13 protein-coding genes are annotated in these 16,672 nt (G+C 70.4%); 4 read left to right on the top strand and 9 right to left on the bottom strand.

Features of this window, described 5'->3' with window-relative positions:
• Positions 1-323: 323 nt before the first annotated feature.
• Complete coding sequence (locus FNH04_RS23130; RefSeq protein ID WP_322723599.1) at positions 324-1,148, bottom strand: purine-nucleoside phosphorylase; 825 nt, start codon at positions 1,146-1,148, stop codon at positions 324-326.
• A gap of 213 nt (positions 1,149-1,361) precedes the next feature.
• Entirely contained in the window at positions 1,362-1,799 is a 438-nt protein-coding gene (locus FNH04_RS23135; RefSeq protein ID WP_152787242.1) for a gamma-glutamylcyclotransferase, read from the bottom strand.
• Positions 1,800-1,893: 94 nt separating this feature from the next.
• Between FNH04_RS23135 and FNH04_RS23140 the strand changes: the two genes are divergently transcribed.
• Positions 1,894-3,342, top strand: coding sequence for an NAD(P)H-quinone dehydrogenase (locus FNH04_RS23140; protein WP_152787244.1), 1,449 nt, complete (start codon positions 1,894-1,896; stop codon positions 3,340-3,342).
• Between the two features lie 168 nt (positions 3,343-3,510).
• Positions 3,511-4,470 (top strand): DeoR/GlpR family DNA-binding transcription regulator, encoded by a 960-nt coding sequence (locus tag FNH04_RS23145; RefSeq protein WP_322723600.1) that lies wholly within the window; start codon positions 3,511-3,513, stop codon positions 4,468-4,470.
• A gap of 158 nt (positions 4,471-4,628) precedes the next feature.
• On the opposite strand, the gene FNH04_RS23150 is transcribed toward FNH04_RS23145, so the two are convergent.
• The gene (locus tag FNH04_RS23150; protein ID WP_152787248.1) at positions 4,629-5,672 is read right to left on the bottom strand and encodes an NAD(P)-dependent alcohol dehydrogenase; all 1,044 of its coding nucleotides are present in this window, start codon (positions 5,670-5,672) and stop codon (positions 4,629-4,631) included.
• A 171-nt stretch (positions 5,673-5,843) separates the two neighbouring features.
• Between FNH04_RS23150 and FNH04_RS23155 the strand changes: the two genes are divergently transcribed.
• On the top strand, positions 5,844-6,779 hold the full coding sequence (locus tag FNH04_RS23155) for a helix-turn-helix domain-containing protein (RefSeq protein WP_152787250.1): 936 nt from the start codon (positions 5,844-5,846) through the stop codon (positions 6,777-6,779).
• A 9-nt stretch (positions 6,780-6,788) separates the two neighbouring features.
• Here FNH04_RS23155 and FNH04_RS23160 read toward each other — a convergent pair whose 3' ends face one another.
• The 4 genes from FNH04_RS23160 to FNH04_RS23175 all read right to left on the bottom strand — a co-directional run bounded on the left by FNH04_RS23160 (position 6,789) and on the right by FNH04_RS23175 (position 13,154).
• Positions 6,789-7,541 carry a group II truncated hemoglobin gene (locus tag FNH04_RS23160; RefSeq protein ID WP_152787252.1) on the bottom strand — a complete coding sequence of 251 codons (753 nt, stop codon included), beginning with the start codon at positions 7,539-7,541 and terminating at the stop codon, positions 6,789-6,791.
• A gap of 108 nt (positions 7,542-7,649) precedes the next feature.
• Complete coding sequence (locus tag FNH04_RS23165) at positions 7,650-10,904, bottom strand: S8 family peptidase (RefSeq protein ID WP_152787262.1); 3,255 nt, start codon at positions 10,902-10,904, stop codon at positions 7,650-7,652.
• Between the two features lie 424 nt (positions 10,905-11,328).
• Positions 11,329-12,594 (bottom strand): L,D-transpeptidase, encoded by a 1,266-nt coding sequence (locus FNH04_RS23170; protein WP_152787254.1) that lies wholly within the window; start codon positions 12,592-12,594, stop codon positions 11,329-11,331.
• A gap of 215 nt (positions 12,595-12,809) precedes the next feature.
• The gene (locus FNH04_RS23175; RefSeq protein WP_152787256.1) at positions 12,810-13,154 is read right to left on the bottom strand and encodes a hypothetical protein; all 345 of its coding nucleotides are present in this window, start codon (positions 13,152-13,154) and stop codon (positions 12,810-12,812) included.
• Between the two features lie 110 nt (positions 13,155-13,264).
• On the opposite strand from FNH04_RS23175, the gene FNH04_RS23180 reads away from it, so the two are divergent.
• Positions 13,265-13,630 (top strand): hypothetical protein, encoded by a 366-nt coding sequence (locus FNH04_RS23180; RefSeq protein ID WP_322723603.1) that lies wholly within the window; start codon positions 13,265-13,267, stop codon positions 13,628-13,630.
• A 118-nt stretch (positions 13,631-13,748) separates the two neighbouring features.
• On the opposite strand, the gene hutH is transcribed toward FNH04_RS23180, so the two are convergent.
• Both hutH and FNH04_RS23190 read right to left on the bottom strand, forming a co-directional pair.
• Entirely contained in the window at positions 13,749-15,338 is a 1,590-nt protein-coding gene (gene hutH, locus FNH04_RS23185) for a histidine ammonia-lyase (RefSeq protein ID WP_152787258.1), read from the bottom strand.
• 75 nt (positions 15,339-15,413) lie between these two features.
• Positions 15,414-16,571 carry a GGDEF domain-containing protein gene (locus tag FNH04_RS23190; RefSeq protein ID WP_152787260.1) on the bottom strand — a complete coding sequence of 386 codons (1,158 nt, stop codon included), beginning with the start codon at positions 16,569-16,571 and terminating at the stop codon, positions 15,414-15,416.
• Positions 16,572-16,672 lie beyond the last annotated feature (101 nt).

Consider the following 16,672-nt stretch of genomic DNA (forward strand, 5'->3'; position numbering starts at 1 on the left):
GGCCCATACCCTCCCGCGCGTACGCGTCTGCCGCGAGCGTCGCGGTGACGACGAGCTGCGGTCGCGGTGCGCCGTGGTGGCGGGCGGTCGTGGTGACGGTGCGCCTGTGGTGCCGGGCGCGGGCGGCCCGGGCTTTCCAGGGGGGCGGGGCTGTCTTGGCTATGCGGCTCCGCCGCGTGGGCGCGACAAGCCACGACGAACCCGCGGCCGACCACCGAACAGAAGCCGGCAGACGAGACCGCCGGAGGGGGCCTGGGCCTGGGGCACAGCCTCAGGGGCCGTACCGGGGGCGCGCCCCCGGTAACCCTCCCAACCGCCGGACCCTACAGACGGGACAGCACCCGGGTCAGCAGCGCTCCCATGTGCGCGGCCGAGTCACGGCCGGCCTGGAGCACCTCCTCGTGGTTCAGGGGCTCGCCCGTCATCCCCGCGGCGAGGTTGGTGACCAGGGAGATCCCCAGGACCTCGGCTCCGGCCTCACGTGCGGCGATCGCTTCCAGGACCGTCGACATGCCGACGAGGTCCGCGCCGATGACGCGGGCCATGCGGATCTCGGCCGGAGTCTCGTAGTGCGGGCCGGTGAACTGCGCGTAGACGCCCTCCTCGAGGGTGGGGTCGATCTCCTTGCAGAGGGTCCGGAGACGGGGCGAGTACAGGTCGGTGAGGTCGACGAAGTTGGCGCCGATGATCGGGGAGGTCGCCGTGAGGTTGATGTGGTCGCTGATCAGGACCGGCTGGCCGGGGCGCATGCTCTCGCGCAGGCCGCCGCAGCCGTTGGTCAGGACGACGGTCTTGCTGCCCGCTGCCACGGCGGTACGGATGCCGTGCACGACGGCGGAGACGCCGTGGCCCTCGTAGTAGTGGGTACGGCCCAGGAAGACGAGCGCGCGCTTGTCACCGACGCGGTACGAGCGGACCTTGCCGCCGTGGCCCGCGACCGCCGGGGGCGGGAATCCGGGCAGGTCGGTGACCTGGAACTCGGTCTCGGGGGCGCCGAGCGCCTCCACGGCCGGGGCCCAGCCGGAGCCCATCACGAGTGCGACGTCGTGGGTCTCGGCGCCTGTGAGCTCACGCAGGCGCGCGGCGGCGGCGTCGGCGGCCGCGTACGGGTCGCCCTGGATGTCGTCCGGAAGAAGAGATGCGTTCACGCGCATGAGAGTAACCGGTCCTGGCCTACGCGCGTAGATGAGTGGGGTAACGGGTTGGCGATCGTTGTCGTGTCGTTTCCCGGTCTTGTTGTTTCCGGTGAGTACGTGCCGCGAGGGGAGGGGCGGGGGCGGTCGGGCGTTCGTTTGTCCGAACGGGCGCCCCGCCCCAGGTCCGGACGCGGACCCGTCAGGCCCCGGCCCAGGCGTGGAGACCTAGCAGGGCCTCTTGCGCAGCTCCATCACATAGTCGTGCGGCGCCCCGGCCGACTCCGCGGCGTCGGCGATCTCGCCGAGGTAGCGGGCCGACGGCAGGCCGCCCTCGTAGCCGTTGAGGACGTACGTCCAGGCCGGCTCCTCACCCTCCAGGGTGTGCACGCGGACGCGCATGCGGCGGTATATGTCGAGGCCCACGCCCTCCCAGCGGTCCATGGACGTCTCGTCCATGGGGGCGATGTCGTACAGCGCGACGAAGACCTGCGAGTCCGGGTCCTCGACGATCGTCACGAGGGCGCCCTCCCAGCCCATGTGCTCGCCGCCGAAGGTCAGCCGCCACCCGTTCAGCCAGCCGGTGGCGCGCAGCGGCGAGTGGGGGGCGCGGCGGGTCATCAGCCGCGCGTCGAGATTGCCGGCGTACGCGGCGTAGAGCGACATGCGACGAGGGTACGGCAGCAACGCCCCGCGTCCCTCCTGTCACAGCGGGCTCTCCCCGCCCCCGCGGCAGACCCGGCGGAGCGCGTGCGGGACAATGGGGTATGTGACTCGGATCGTGATCATAGGTGGCGGACCCGGCGGATACGAGGCGGCCCTGGTGGCCGCCCAGCTCGGTGCGGAGGTGACCGTCGTCGACTGCGACGGTCTGGGCGGGGCGTCGGTGCTCACCGACTGCGTGCCGTCGAAGACCCTGATCGCCACCGCCGAGGTGATGACCACCTTCGACTCCTCGTACGAGGAGCTGGGGATCATCGTCGCCGACGACACCCCCTACATCGACACCCCCGCGCGCGTCGTCGGTGTCGACCTCGGCAAGGTCAACCGGCGTGTGAAGCGGCTCGCGCTCGCCCAGTCGCACGACATCACGGCGTCCGTGACGCGTGCCGGCGCGCGGGTCATGCGCGGGCGCGGGCGGCTCGACGGGCAGCAGGCCCTCGACGGGTCGCGGAAGGTCGTGGTGCGGGCCGCGGACGGGAGCGAGGAGACGCTCGTCGCCGATGCCGTGCTCATCGCCACCGGCGGGCACCCGCGTGAGCTGCCGGACGCCCAGCCCGACGGGGAGCGCATCCTCAACTGGACCCAGGTGTACGACCTCGACGAGCTGCCGCAGGAGCTCATCGTCGTCGGGTCCGGTGTCACCGGTGCCGAGTTCGCCGGGGCCTACCAGGCGCTCGGGTCCCGCGTCACCCTCGTGTCCAGCCGGGACCGCGTGCTGCCGGGTGAGGACCCGGACGCGGCGGCCGTGCTGGAGGACGTCTTCCGGCGGCGCGGCATGAACGTCATGGGCCGCTCCCGGGCCCAGTCCGCCAAGCGGGTGGGCGACCGGGTCGAGGTCACGCTCGCCGACGGGCGTGTCATCGGCGGTACGCACTGTCTGATGGCCGTGGGCGCCATCCCGAACTCCGAGGGCATGGGCCTCGAGGGGGCGGGCGTGAAGCTGCGCGAGTCGGGCCACATCTGGACCGACAAGGTCTCCCGGACCACCGCCCCCGGTGTGTACGCCGCCGGTGACGTGACCGGTGTGTTCGCCCTCGCGTCCGTGGCCGCGATGCAGGGCCGTATCGCGATGTACCACTTCCTCGGCGACGCGGTCGCCCCGCTGAACCTGAAGACCGTCTCGTCCAACGTCTTCACCGACCCCGAGATCGCCACCGTCGGCTACACGCAGGCCGACGTGGACGCCGGCCTCATCGACGCCCGGGGTGTGAAGCTGCCGCTGCTGCGCAACCCGCGCGCCAAGATGCAGGGCATCCGGGACGGCTTCGTGAAGATCTTCTGTCGGCCCGGGACCGGCATCGTCGTCGGTGGCGTCGTCGTCGCGCCGCGTGCCTCCGAGCTGATCCACCCCATCTCGATCGCGGTCGACAACAACCTGACCGTCGAACAGATCGCGAACGCCTTCACCGTGTACCCCTCCCTGTCGGGCTCGATCGCCGAGGTCGCCCGGCAGCTGCACACCCGCAAGTCGAGCGGCGAGATCTGAGTCCACGACACCAACTCCCCGCCGGTCACGGGGAGTTGTCGGTCATGCGTGCGGCGGGTGCGGTAGGGGTGGGTCCGTATACCACTTCACGTGCTGTTGTGCGAACAACTTCTGTTATTCGGCGCAAACTGCTGAAAGCAGACGGTCGCCCGCGTTACTGTCAGTTTCGTGTTCGCTGCAGAACGTCGCCAATTGATCCTCGAAATGGTGCGAGCGAACGGGGCCGTGTCGCTCCGTGAGCTCGCCCGCGTCGTCCAGACCTCCGAAGTGACCGTACGGCGGGACGTGCGCGCACTGGAGGCAGAAGGACTCCTCGACCGCCGGCACGGCGGTGCGGTATTGCCGGGCGGGTTCACGCGGGAGTCCGGCTTTCCGCAGAAGTCACATCTCGCGACCGCCGAGAAGACGGCCATCGCCGATCTCGCCGCGGGTTTCGTCCAGGAGGGCGAGGCCATCGTGGTCGGGGCGGGAACCACCACGCAGGAGCTGGCGCGCCGGCTCGCACGGGTTCCCGGGCTGACCGTCGTCACCAACTCCCTGCTGGTGGCCCAGGCGCTGGCCCACGCCAACCGTGTGGAGGTCGTGATGACCGGCGGCACCCTGCGCGGTTCCAACTACGCCCTCGTCGGCTCGGGGGCCGAGCAGTCCCTCCAGGGCCTGCGCGTCTCGCGGGCCTTCCTCTCCGGCAGCGGCCTGACCGCCGAGCGGGGGCTGTCGACGTCCAACATGCTGTCGGCGTCCGTCGACCGCGCGCTGGTCCAGGCGGCCGCGGAGGTCGTCGTCCTCGCCGATCACACCAAGCTCGGTACGGACACGATGTTCCAGACCGTGCCGACCGACGTGATCACCCGGCTGGTGACCGACGAGCCGCCCGGCCACGACGACCGCGCCGCCACCGAGCTCCAGGCCCTCGCGGACCAGGGCGTCCAGATCGCGATCGCCGGCACCTCGGGAAACGCCGGAGGTGATCCCGTCCCGGCGCCCCAGCGGCGCCGGGACGTACCCCTCCCCGGCCCGCGCCGCAGCCAGGTCCCGGGCGGCGGTCCGCAACTCCGCACGGCCACGGTCCTCGGCGAGCAGCACCCCGGTGCGGAACGCGCCAGGGTGGCGGACCTCCGCCGCCGCTGACCGCCGACGGGGCGGTGACGGCCCTTCACGGGGGCGGCCCTTCACGGGGCGGGCGTCCGATGCGCGCGCCCCGCGCCCGCCCCTACGTCTGTGCGCCTGCGCCTGCGCCTGCGCCCGTGCCCCGGCGCCCCGCCTCGCCACGGCGCCGGGAGTAAACGTCAGATCGTTGCCGTGTCGATCACGAACCGGTACCGCACGTCACTCGAGAGCACCCGCTCGTACGCGTCGTTGACCTCCGAGGCGCTGATCAGCTCGATCTCCGAGCCCAGCCCGTGCTCGGCGCAGAAGTCCAGCATCTCCTGGGTCTCGCGGATGCCGCCGATGCCGGAGCCCGCGAGGGTCTTGCGGCCCGCGATCACGGAGAACAGGTTGAGCGAGACGGGCTCCTCGGGCGCGCCCACGTTCACGAAGGCGCCGTCCGTCTTCAACAGGGACAGGAACGCGTTCAGGTCCAGCGGGGCGGACACGGTCGACAGGATCAGGTCGAAGGAGCCCCGCAGGTCCTCGAAGGTCTTCGGGTCGCTGGTCGCGTGGTAGTGGTCGGCGCCCAGCCGCAGCCCGTCGTCCTTCTTGCGCAGGGACTGGGACAGGACGGTCACCTCGGCACCCAGCGCGTGGGCGATCTTCACACCCATGTGACCGAGGCCGCCGAAGCCGAGGACGGCGACCTTCTTCCCGGGCCCGGCGTTCCAGTGCTTCAGCGGTGAGTACGTGGTGATGCCGGCGCACAGCAGCGGCGCGGCCACGTCCAGCGCGAGCCCGTCGGGGATCCGCAGGACGAACTTCTCGTCGACGACGATCTTCTCCGAGTAGCCGCCGTAGGTGGGCTCCCCGTTCTTGTCGAGGCCGTTGTACGTCTGGATGTTGCCCTTGAGGCAGTACTGCTCGAGGCCGGCCTCGCAGTTCTCGCACTCGCGGCAGGAGTCGACCATGCAACCGACCCCCACGCGGTCGCCGACCCGGTACTTGGTCACGCCGGATCCGACCTCGGCGACGACGCCGGCTATCTCGTGCCCGGGCACCATCGGGAAGATCGCCTCACCCCAGCCCTCGCGGGCCTGGTGGATGTCCGAGTGGCAGATGCCGGCGAACTTGATGTCGATCAGTACGTCGAACTCACCGACCTCGCGGCGCTCGATCGTGGTGCGCTCCAGCGGGGCCTTGGCCGCCGGGGCGGCGTAAGCGACGACAGTGGTGGTCATGCCGGGTTCTCCTCACAAGTCGTTCCGCGTCCGGCCTGCCTTCCGGCCGGGCGCGGACTCCAGCCTGCCGCGTCCGACGGCCGCCGCCCAGATCACGGCTCTGCGTACGTCCGCCGGTCCTACCACTGGCGGGGTCAGGCTGGCAGACATACGACCGTGAATACTTGACGCATGGACGAGAAGCCCGAAGCCGTACCGGCCGCCCTCGCGCCCGCAGGCGACACCGGAGGGACCCTCGACCGGCGAGCCGAGCTCAGCGAGTTCCTGCGCACCCGCCGCGCCCGGCTGAAGCCGGAGGACGTGGGGCTGCCCGACTACGGGCGGCACCGCCGGGTGCCCGGACTGCGCCGCGAGGAGCTGGCGCAGCTGGCGGGCGTCTCGGTGGCCTACTACACGCGGCTGGAACAGGGCAACGGGCGCAACGTGTCGGCGGAGGTGCTCGACGCGATCGCGCGCGCCCTGCGGCTGAGCGACGCCGAGCACGCGCACCTCGTGCATCTGGCGAAGCCGAAGGCGCACAAGAAGAAGCCGTCGGCGCGGCCGCAGCAGGTGCGGGGCGCGCTGCGGCAGCTGCTGGACACACTGGACGGCATTCCCGCGTACGTCGTGGGACGGCGCTCGGACATCCTGGTGTGGAACCGGATGGCGGCGGCCGTCTTCGGGGACTGGTCCGAACTGCCCGCCCACGAGCGGAACTGGGCGCGCATGGTGTTCCTGAGGCCCGAGTACCGCGAGCTGTACGTGGAGTGGGAGCAGAAGGCGACGGACATGGTCGCCTTCCTGCGCATGGACGCCGGGTGTTATCCGGATGATCCGCGTCTGTCCGCCCTGGTCGGCGAGCTGTCGGTGAAGAGCGAGGAGTTCCGCCGGCTGTGGGCCACCTATGACGTGAAGGAGAAGAGCCACGGGGTGAAGCAGCTGCACCACCCCCTCGTCGGCCCGCTCACCCTCTCCTTCGAGACGTTCCGACTGCCGGACGACGGCGATCAGTCGCTGATCACCTACCACGCGGAGCCGGGCTCACCGTCCGCCGAAGCCCTGCGCCTGCTGGCGAGCTGGGGCACGGACGCCACCCGGGCGGGCTCGTCGGCCACGCCCCAGCCCTGACCGGCCCGCTCAGGGCCGGTACGGCGGCGCCGCACCCCAACCCCACCTCGGCACCGGCTGTTCGGCCGGGGGCACCGCGTCCGGGCCCGAGAAGTACATCGCGAGCCGTGTTCCCCACTCCGCGTAGGCGACGAACGCGGAGCGGAACCCGGCGTCGGCCGGCAGGCCGGCCCCGTCCGCCGCGTCCTGGAGCAGGCCGACCGAGCGGCGGCGCTGCGGTTCGGTGATGCCGCGGCCCATGCCCCCCTGTGCCCAGGGCCGCGGGGTCTCCGAGTAAGAGCGCGGACCGCCGAAGACCTCGGCGAACCAGAGCGCGACATGCTCGGGCGGCAGACCCTCGAACACCGGCGCGAGAAGGTCGTCCTTCAGCACCTTGTCGCAGAAGATCCCGGTGAGCCGGGAGAACGCCTCGGCGCCGCCCGCCCACGTGTACAGCGTCGGTACGGCCGCGCCCGTGCCCCGTACGGTGGTGGGCTTGTAGTGGCGCATCTCCTCGATACTGCCCGCGTAGGGCCGGATCTCGGCGAGGAAGTCGGTGAACAGCTCCGACTTCCGGAAGCCCTCCACGTGGTCCTCGGTCGACGTCCAGGTGATGCGGAGCACATAGTGCTCGAAGTCCTCCTCGCAGCGCGCCAGTTCGTAGTCGACGCACTGCGGGGCCGCCGAGAGCTGGGCCGCGGCCCTGGTGTAGGCGGCCAGGAACTGAGCCGACTGCGCTTCAGGAATCCGGTAGCGGATGTACTCCACGGTCTGGAGGGTCATGAACCCACACAAACACGAACGGCCCGCCGGAGGGAGATCCTCCGGCGGGCCGCCTCGCGAATCAGCGGTCAGCGAACCTCACGGCTCACCCGCTGCCCTACGACCGGCTCACTTGCCGTAGTAGGCGTTGTAGATCGAGACCGTCGACTTGTTGCCCTTCTTGTCGGCGATCTTGGCGTGGAACGAGATGCCCTTGCCCGCGGCCGGGTTCTTGACGGTGACCTTGCCGCCGGAGACGGTCAGCTTCTTCCACGTCTGGCCGTAGTCGTACGACACGTACACCGCGAGCGACTTGAGGTTGCTGCCCGCGGCCGCGCCCTGGACGGTGACCGGGATCTTGACCGTCTCGCCGGCCTTGGCACGGCTCCACAGGTCGAGCGGCGCGCCGAAGCGGGCCGTCGAGACCGGGAGCTTGGCCGAGGAGCTGGTCTTCTTGGACTTGAAGGTCCAGCTCGTGTCGACGCGGGGGGAGGCCGCGGCGACCTTCGTGTCCCGCTTGATGGAGGTGGTCAGCTTGTACGTGGCCTCCGCGGACGGGACCTTGAACTCGCCGCCGCCGTCCAGCGCGTCGTCGTTCTCGATGATCTTCGTGCCGTTGCGGTACAGGGTCGACTTCACCGAGGTGTAGAGCGAAGCACCGGCGTGGTTCTTGCCGTCGGCGAACATCGGCAGGTAACCGTTGATGATGTTGCCGTCGCGGCGGATGCCGTAGTCGCCGCCGATCCGGGGACCGAAGACACCCACGTTGAAGATCTTCTCGTACGTCTTGCCCCCCGCGAACGCCTGCGGGGCACCGAGCGTGTAGGACGCCTCGATGATCGGCCAGCCCTCCGGGTCTACCCCGCCGGTCTGCTCGACGTCGAGACCCCACTTCACACCGCCCGTGGCGGACAGGTACAGCGTCCGGGTGCTGGGCAGGTTCTGCGGGATGCTGATGGCGGAGGCGCTGCCGCTGCCGGGCAGGTAGCCCCAGGCCGTGACCGAGCCCTGCTTGTCGGGGCTGGAAGCGCCCAGCTTGACCTTCACCGTGGACAGCTGGCTCGTCTTCCAGTGCTTGGTGTAGCCGGTGGCGAGCTGCTTGACCTTGCCGCCCGTGACGGTGCTGTACTGGGCGGCGCCGCCCTTGCTCCAGTGCGCGCCCCACTGCTGGGTGAGACCGTCGGTGATCTGCGGACCGAGGTGGGAGGTGTTGAAGCCCGCGAACGAGTCCAGGAACCAGCCGAAGCCGTAGCCGCCGTTGCCCGTCTCGATGGTGTACTCGGGCATGGCGAACTCGGACTTGGCGGCTGTGTCGGGCACCGTGATGTCGACCGGCTTGGCCTTGCGGGCGTCCACCGTGACCGTGGTGTTCTTGGTGATGGACAGCTTCGGCTGGGCCTGCCAGTCGATGCCCTTGGACGCGTCCTCAGGGTCCGCGAAGATCGAGTTGTTGAGGATGTAACCACCCTTGGGCACACGGACCTTGACGGTGCCGGAGGCGTCGTAGGGCATGAGCCACTTGTCGGCGGCGAGCCCGGAGACACCCATCAGGTCGGCGAAGTAGTCCTTGGCCGGCTGGCCGTCACGGCCGATCTCCTTGAGCGTGAGGTCGTACGACTCCACCTCGCGGTTCACGGCCGCGGCGGTGCGGACGGACTGGCCGCCGCCGGTGGCCGTGACGTACGCGGAGTACGCGCCGTCCACGGTGCCGCCCAGCTTGGTGTTGACCGTCAGGTTCACCGAGGCCGTACCACCCGCGGGCACCTTCACCGACGTCGCGCCGAGCTTGAAGAAGCCCGCCGGAGCCGCCTGGCCCTTGGGGTTGGTGGCCGTCGCGCTCAGGGCGAGGGTGACGTCCTGCGTGCCGGTGTTCCGGTACGTCAGCGGCTTGGTGACCGGCGTGTCGTCGGTGTGCGGCCACTGCTGCGTACCGAAGGTCACCGAGACCGGCTCGGCGAACACGGTCTGCTTGATGGCCTTGTCGACCTGGATCCGGCCCGAACCCTGCTGGAACGCGGTGTACTTGCCGCCCTTGGTGGAGGCGGTGATGGCGCCCTTGAGCTCGGTGTACTTCCAGTCCGGGTGCTGCTGCTTGAGGATCGCCGCCGCGCCCGCCACGTGCGGGGTGGCCATCGAGGTACCGGAGATGGTCAGGTACCCGGCCGGGTTCTCACCGACCTCCTGCTCGATGAAGCTGCCCTTGGCCGAGGCCGCGGTGATGTCCACGCCCGGCGCGGTCACGTCCGGCTTGATCTGGCCGTCGAGGCCGGGGCCGACGCTGGAGAACTCCGCCAGCTTGTCTCCGTCGTCCACGGCGCCGACCGTGAGCGCGGACTCGGCCGTGCCCGGGGAGCCGAGGGACTGCTCGCCGGGGCCGGAGTTGCCGGCCGCGACCGCGAAGAGGACGCCCTTCTCGGCGGAGAGCTTGTTGATCTCCGCTTCCATCGGGTCGACCTCGGGCGTGTCGCCGCCGCCCAGGCTCATGTTGATGACGTCGGCGCCCTGCGCGACCGCCCACTCCATACCGGCGATGATGCCGGAGTCGTCACCGGAGCCGCTGTCGTCGAGGACCTTGCCGTTCAGGATCTTCGCGCCCGGCGCGACACCCTTGTACTTGCCGTTCGACTTGGCGCCCGTGCCCGCCGCGATGGACGCGACGTGCGTACCGTGTCCGAACTTGTCGGTGGCGTCGGGGGCCGCGGTGAAGTTCTTGGCGTCGATCACCTGGTCCTTGAGGTCCGGGTGGGTGGCGTCCACACCGGTGTCCAGGACGGCGATCTTGACGCCCGTGCCGTCGTAGCCGGCCGCCCACGCCTTGGGGGCGCCGATCTGCGGCACGGACTTGTCGAGGCTGACCTTGCGGACACCGTCGAGCCAGATGTTGGCGACGCCGGAGGCGGTGGTGCCGTCGGAGTCGGTCACCGCCTTCCACAGCTCGGTGGCGTCGTCCTTCGGCGTGAGGACCGCGTCCGCGTTCAGGGTCTTCAGCGTGCGGCGGACCGTGGTGTCACCGGCGTCGCGGACATCGGCGCGGGCCCCCGCGGCGGTGCCCTTGTAGCCGACGATGACCTTCAGGCCCTTCTTCTGGGCCTTGCGGGACGCGGACTTGTTCAACGCCGTGATGTCGAACAGCCGCTGGTCCAGCTTGCCCTCGGCTATGAGGCGGGCCGCGTCGGCCGGGATCACGAGGGTGTGGCCGTCGGCCTTGCGGACCTGGACGGGTATGTCCTCGCGGCCCTTCGCGCGCTCGAAGCCGACGGGGCGGCCCTTCGCGTCGACGACCACCCGGTCTCCGGTGATCAGGGTGATGCGGTGCTTGGCCGAGAAGTCGGCCGACGTGGAGCTGCTCGCGAGCTCGGGCTCTGCGGACGCCGGGCTGGTCATTCCCGCCGCCAGAGCCACGGCAGCCGCCGTGGCGATCGCAGCCGTGCTCACTCTTTTCACTTGTCTGCGCAAGTCTCCCCCTGGAGCTGAGGTCCGGACGACGTGACCGTTCGTCCGCCCGGGGGAAGCCTCGCACGCGCATGCGTCACATCCCCCGTGAAAGAAAGTATGCCGGGGAGAGAATGTGTGCTCAATAGAGGGGCACCTGTTAAGAGTTGACGGTTTAGTTCCGCTTGTGAGCCACACTGGCCGGATTGCCGGAAGTTGACCGAAACACTCCGGGCGCGCGATGTGATGGGGCCACAGCGTCCACGTGAATTCGCTCACTTGCGAACGCGCACACCCGTACGACGACGGCGGCACCGCCCGTTCAGGGCAGTGCCGCCGTCGTCGTGTCGGAGAAAGCCGGCCTCTTCGGGAACGACTAGACCGCCGAGCCTTCCTTCCAGGAGGCCCAGTCCATGTTCCAGCCGTTGAGGCCGTTGTCCGGGGCGATGGTCTTGTCGCCGGTGTTCTCGACGACCACCACGTCACCGATGAGCGAGTTGTTGTAGAACCAGGCGGCCGGCTGGTTGGGGTCGCCCGCGCCCTTGACGTCGTTCAGACCGACACAGCCGTGGCTGGTGTTGACGCTGCCGAAGACGGAGTCGGCGCCCCAGTAGTTGCCGTGGATGAAGGTGCCCGACGTCGACAGGCGCATGGCGTGCGGCACGTCCTTGATGTCGTACTCGCCCTTGCCGTCGTCGTCCGTGAACCCGACCGTCGCACCGTTCATCCGGGTCTCCTTGAACTTCTCGGAGATCACCATCTGGCCCTCGTACGTCTTGTTCTCGGGCGAACCGGCGGAGATCGGAATGGTCTTGACGACCTTTCCGTCCTGCATGACCTTCATCTGCTTGCTCTGCGCGTCGACGACGGAGACCTGGTTGCGGCCGATCTTGAAGGAGACCGTCTTCTGCTGGACGCCGTACACCCCGTCGGAGCCCTCGACGCCGTCGAGTGCCAGCTTCACCGTGACGGTCGAGTCCTCCTGCCAGTAGTCCTCGGGCCGGAAGTCGAGCCGCTGCTCGTTGAACCAGTGGCCGACGACCTCCTGGCCGGAGCTGGAGCTGACGGTGATCGCCTTCTGCACCTCGGCCTTGTTCGCGATCGCCTTGTCGAAGTTGATCGAGACCGGCATGCCCACGCCGACCGTGGAGCCGTCCTCCGGCGTGAAGTAGCCGAGGAAGCTGTTGTCCGGGGACACGGTCGTGAACGTGGCGTTCTCGTGGGCCTCGCGGCCCTCGGAGTCCTTGGCGGTGGCCACGATCTTGTACTGGGTCGCACGCTCCAGCTGACCGCTCGGCGCCCAGCTCTTCTTGTCCGCGGATATCTCACCGTCGACGGCGGTGCCGTCCTCGGTCGTCATCTTCACGTCCGTGAGCGTGCCCTTGGCCACGGTGACCTTGGCGGCGCTGTTGATGGAGGCGTTGTCCGAGCCGTCCTTCGGTGTGATCTTGATCTCGGCGACGGAGGTCTTCTTGGCCGCCGCCTCGTCGGCCTTGGCCTGCGAGGAATCCCCGCTGCCGGTGCCCGACGCCTTGTCGTCGCCTCCGCTGCACGCAGAGAGCACCAGCACCCCGCCGAGCAGTGCGGACGCGACCGCGAGGCCCTTGCGCCGCCTACTGTTCGTCATCACTCGCTTCTCCATCGTTGCCGAAATCCCCAAAGCCCGGACAGTTCCCGTACGAAGTCAAACGCCACGACCGGGTGATCCCGTTCCACATTCCACGGAGGTGTGGGCCACGCCACGTCCGGTCCACGCCGACCGGACCGACCGATGCTGGGGTGGTCAGTGCGTCTCGTGAGACGACGGAGCCCCGGGCAGCGGTTGCCGCCCGGGGCTGTGAATCTCCCCGCCGTGCGTCAGCCGAGCCGGTATTCCTCTTCGTCCTCGTCGCCATCATCCTCGTCGAGGCCCCAATCCGGCGAATCAGGGTCGTAGTCGATTTGCTCACTGCTCCAGGAGGCCTGTACCAGATCGACCCCCGGCACCTCGCTGACCAGGTCGAACGGGTCGACGAGGTACGCGATGGCCTCCGCTGTGTCCTCGGTCACCGCGTTCTCGGTGTGTACCCGCTCATCCGGTGCCATATCGGCGTCGTCCGCGATGTGCCGCAGCGCGGCCTTGGTCACGGTGTCGCCGTTCTCCACCTCAAGCACCAATTCCACCCGAAGCCGGACGAACTGTGATGTCTCAGATGTACTCATAGCCCGGAGCGTAAGGCTCACAGCTTCCGTGACTTTCCCGTGACCCGCCACTTTCACTAACATCGCCCCACACGGCCAATTCGCCAGCGCCACAAGGGGTTCGATATTTCGTGTCCGCCGCACGTCGACCGTCGTCCACCACACGTCGAACGCTGCTGACCGCCACCGCCGCGGGAACGCTCCTCGGTGCCCTGTGGTTCGTTCCGTCCGCGAACGCCACCCAGGACGGGGCACAGCGGCAGCTGACGACGACACAGACTGCCGTGAACACGGCCTCGGACACCGCCTCGGCCGCGGACACCGCCACGGGCGCCGAATCCTCCGGCTCCGCGGAGCCCGCCGGCGCGCAGACCCGGCTCGCCGACACCGGAAGCATCGACACGAAGCCGTACGTCGTCGGCGGCACCCTCTTCCTCGGTCTGGGCGCGGGCTTTGTGGCGTACTCGGTGCGCAGGGAACGCTCGGCGCTCTCCTGACCCGTACACGAAACCCGTGTGTGAGGCCCGTACGCGGCGCCCGCACGGGAAAGGGGCCGTGGTCGGATGACCGCGGCCCCGTGACTCCCTACCGGCCGGAGGCTCCGCGCCACCCGGATCAGGCCAGCGGCCCGGTCACCGGCTCCACCGCCGCGACCAGGCGCCCGTCCCGTACGAAACCGGCGGCCGCCGCCAGGTCGGGGGCGAGGTAGCGGTCCGGACCCGGGCCCTCGACGCCCGCCTTGCGGACGGCCTCGACGACCGCCTGCGTGGCCGGCGCCGGGGTCAGGCCCTCGCGGAGCTCGATCGCGCGCGTGGCGGCGTACAACTCGACGGCGAGGACACGGGTCAGGTTGTCCACCGCCGTGCGCAGCTTGCGGGCCGCGGACCAGCCCATCGAGACATGGTCCTCCTGCATGGCCGAGGAAGGGATGGAGTCGGCCGAGGCGGGGACCGCGAGCCGCTTCAGCTCGCTCACCAGGGCCGCCTGCGTGTACTGGGCGATCATCAGCCCGGAGTCCACGCCCGCGTCGTCCGCGAGGAACGGCGGCAGCCCGTGGCTGCGGTTCTTGTCCAGGAGGCGGTCCGTGCGGCGCTCCGCGATCGAGGCGAGGTCCGCGACCGCGATGGCGAGGAAGTCGAGGACGTACGCCACCGGTGCGCCGTGGAAGTTGCCGTTGGACTCGACGCGCCCTCCCCCACTCTCGGCTTCGCTCGAGCGGGAGGTGCCCCCAGGGAGCACCACCGGGTTGTCCACCGCCGACGCCAGCTCCCGCTCGGCCACCACGCGCGCGTGGGCCATCGTGTCCCGGCCCGCGCCCGCGACCTGCGGGGCGCACCGCACCGAGTACGCGTCCTGGACGCGGGGCGCGTCGTCCTGGTGGTGGCCCGTGAGACCCGAACCCTTCAGGACCGCCAGCATGTTGGCGGCCGAGGCGCCCTGCCCCGGGTGGGGGCGGATCGCGTGCAGTTCGGGGGCGAGGACCCGGTCCGTGCCGAGCAGGGCCTCCAGGGTCAGGGCCGCCGTCACGTCCGCCGACTTGTAGAGCATGTCCAGGTCGTCGAGGGCCATGATCAGCATGCCGAGCATGCCGTCGGTGCCGTTGAGGAGGGCGAGCCCCTCCTTCTCGCGGAGCTCGACGGGGGTGATGTCGTGGGCGGCGAGCAGCTCGCCGGCGGGGCGTACGGTCCCGTCGGGGCCCTCGGCCTCTCCCTCGCCCATGAGCGTGAGGGCGCAGTGGGACAGTGGGGCGAGATCGCCGGAGCAGCCCAGGGAGCCGTACTCGTGGACGACCGGGGTGATGCCCGCGTTCAGCACGTCCGCCATGGTCTGCGCGACCTCGGGCCGTACGCCCGTGTGTCCCGAGCAGACGGTCTTCAGGCGCAGGAACATCAGCGCCCGGACCACCTCGCGCTCCACGCGCGGGCCCATGCCGGCGGCGTGCGAGCGGACGATGTTGCGCTGCAGCCGGGCCCGCAGCTCCTGGCCGATGTGCCGGGTCGCCAGGGCCCCGAAGCCGGTAGAGACGCCGTAGACGGGCTCCGGCCTGGCCGCCAGCGCGTCCACGACCGCGCGGGCCGCGGCGAGCGCCGCCACCGCCTCGCCGGAGAGCTCGACCCGGGCCCCGCCGCGTGCCACGGCGACCACGTCGGCCGCGGTGACCCCGGAGGTGCCGAGCGTCACCGTGTCCACAGAGTGCATATCCATATTCAGGATCGTAGGGACTGAATCGTCGAATGTCACGACCGGTCGCGGGAGGGGCTCCTTACCGGAGGGTGCTCATCAGGTTTGGCGGCCGCGGATGCGGCGACGGTCGCCCGTGGGCGGCGGAGGTGTCGGGGGCCGGTCGGCGAGCCGGACCACCGGATCGTCCGGGCCCTGCCTGCCCGCCACCACCGGTTTCCGCGAGAGTTCCGCCTTCGCCCGGTACTGCGCGGCGTCCGCGAGCCGGAACAGCCGACGCGGTGACCGTACGGCGCCGATCGGGTCACCCGTCGAGGCCACCCCGCACGCGACACCCTCGCCCAGCTCCAACTCGCCCGCCCGGCGGCAGAGTTCGGCGGCGACCTGCACCACGTCGTCCGCCGGTGGCCCCGCCGCCAGCAGGCAGAACTCGTCGCCGCCGAGCCGCGCCGCCAGCGTGCCCGGCAGCATCGCCCCGCACAGCGACAGCACCGACCCGAACCGCTCCAGCAGCCGGTCGCCGGCCGCGTGCCCGTGGGTGTCGTTGACCCGCTTGAGTCCGTTCAGATCGCAGACCACCAGGCTCACGACGGTCCCGTCGGCCAGGTGCCGGTCGACCGCCTCGCCGAGCCGGACATCGACGGCACGGCGGTTGGCGAGCCCCGTCAGCGGATCGGTGAACGCCAGCCGGCGGGCCTCCTCCAGCAGCTCGCTCTGCGCGATCCCGGCCGCGACGACGGCCGCGAGCACGGTCGCGAACTCCGCGTCCTCCGTACGGAACGCCGCGGCGCCCGTCGCCCGCGCCACATACAGCTCGCCCCAGGCGCGCCCGTGCAGCACGACCGGCGCGATCACGCAGCAGCCACGGCCGCGACGGCGCAGCGCGGCGACGCGCTGATGGCAGTACCCTTCCGCGCCGGGCCGCCCGGTCGGCCCTGCCACGGTCTCGACCCAGGCGCTGGGCCCGACTCCGCCCGCCCAGCGCTCGTGCAGGAACTCCGTGATCTCCGGGAACTGGTGCACCGGGTAGGTTTCGCCGTCCGGGAACTCCTCCTCGTCCGGCGCCCTCTCCCCGACGTTCACGAGTACCTTCAGCCGGCCCGAGTCGCGCTCCCACACCGACAGCGCGGCAAAGCTCCCGGCCAGCGCCCGGCACGCACCCGTGGCCGCGGCCCGCCAGGACTCGCGCGGGGTGTGCGCGGCCGCCATCCCCTGTGCCAGTGCCACCACGGCCCGCAGCCGTTCGTCCTCGCCCATCTCTCCAGGCTAGGGAGGTTTATGACGTTTTGGGGCATTGGTGGCCGGGCGGGGTGTTGGGTGAGTGGGGGCCTATGGGTCGGGCTGCTCGGTGTTGGGTG

This window comes from Streptomyces phyllanthi (genome assembly GCF_009377205.1).
Taxonomy (GTDB): domain Bacteria; phylum Actinomycetota; class Actinomycetes; order Streptomycetales; family Streptomycetaceae; genus Streptomyces; species Streptomyces phyllanthi.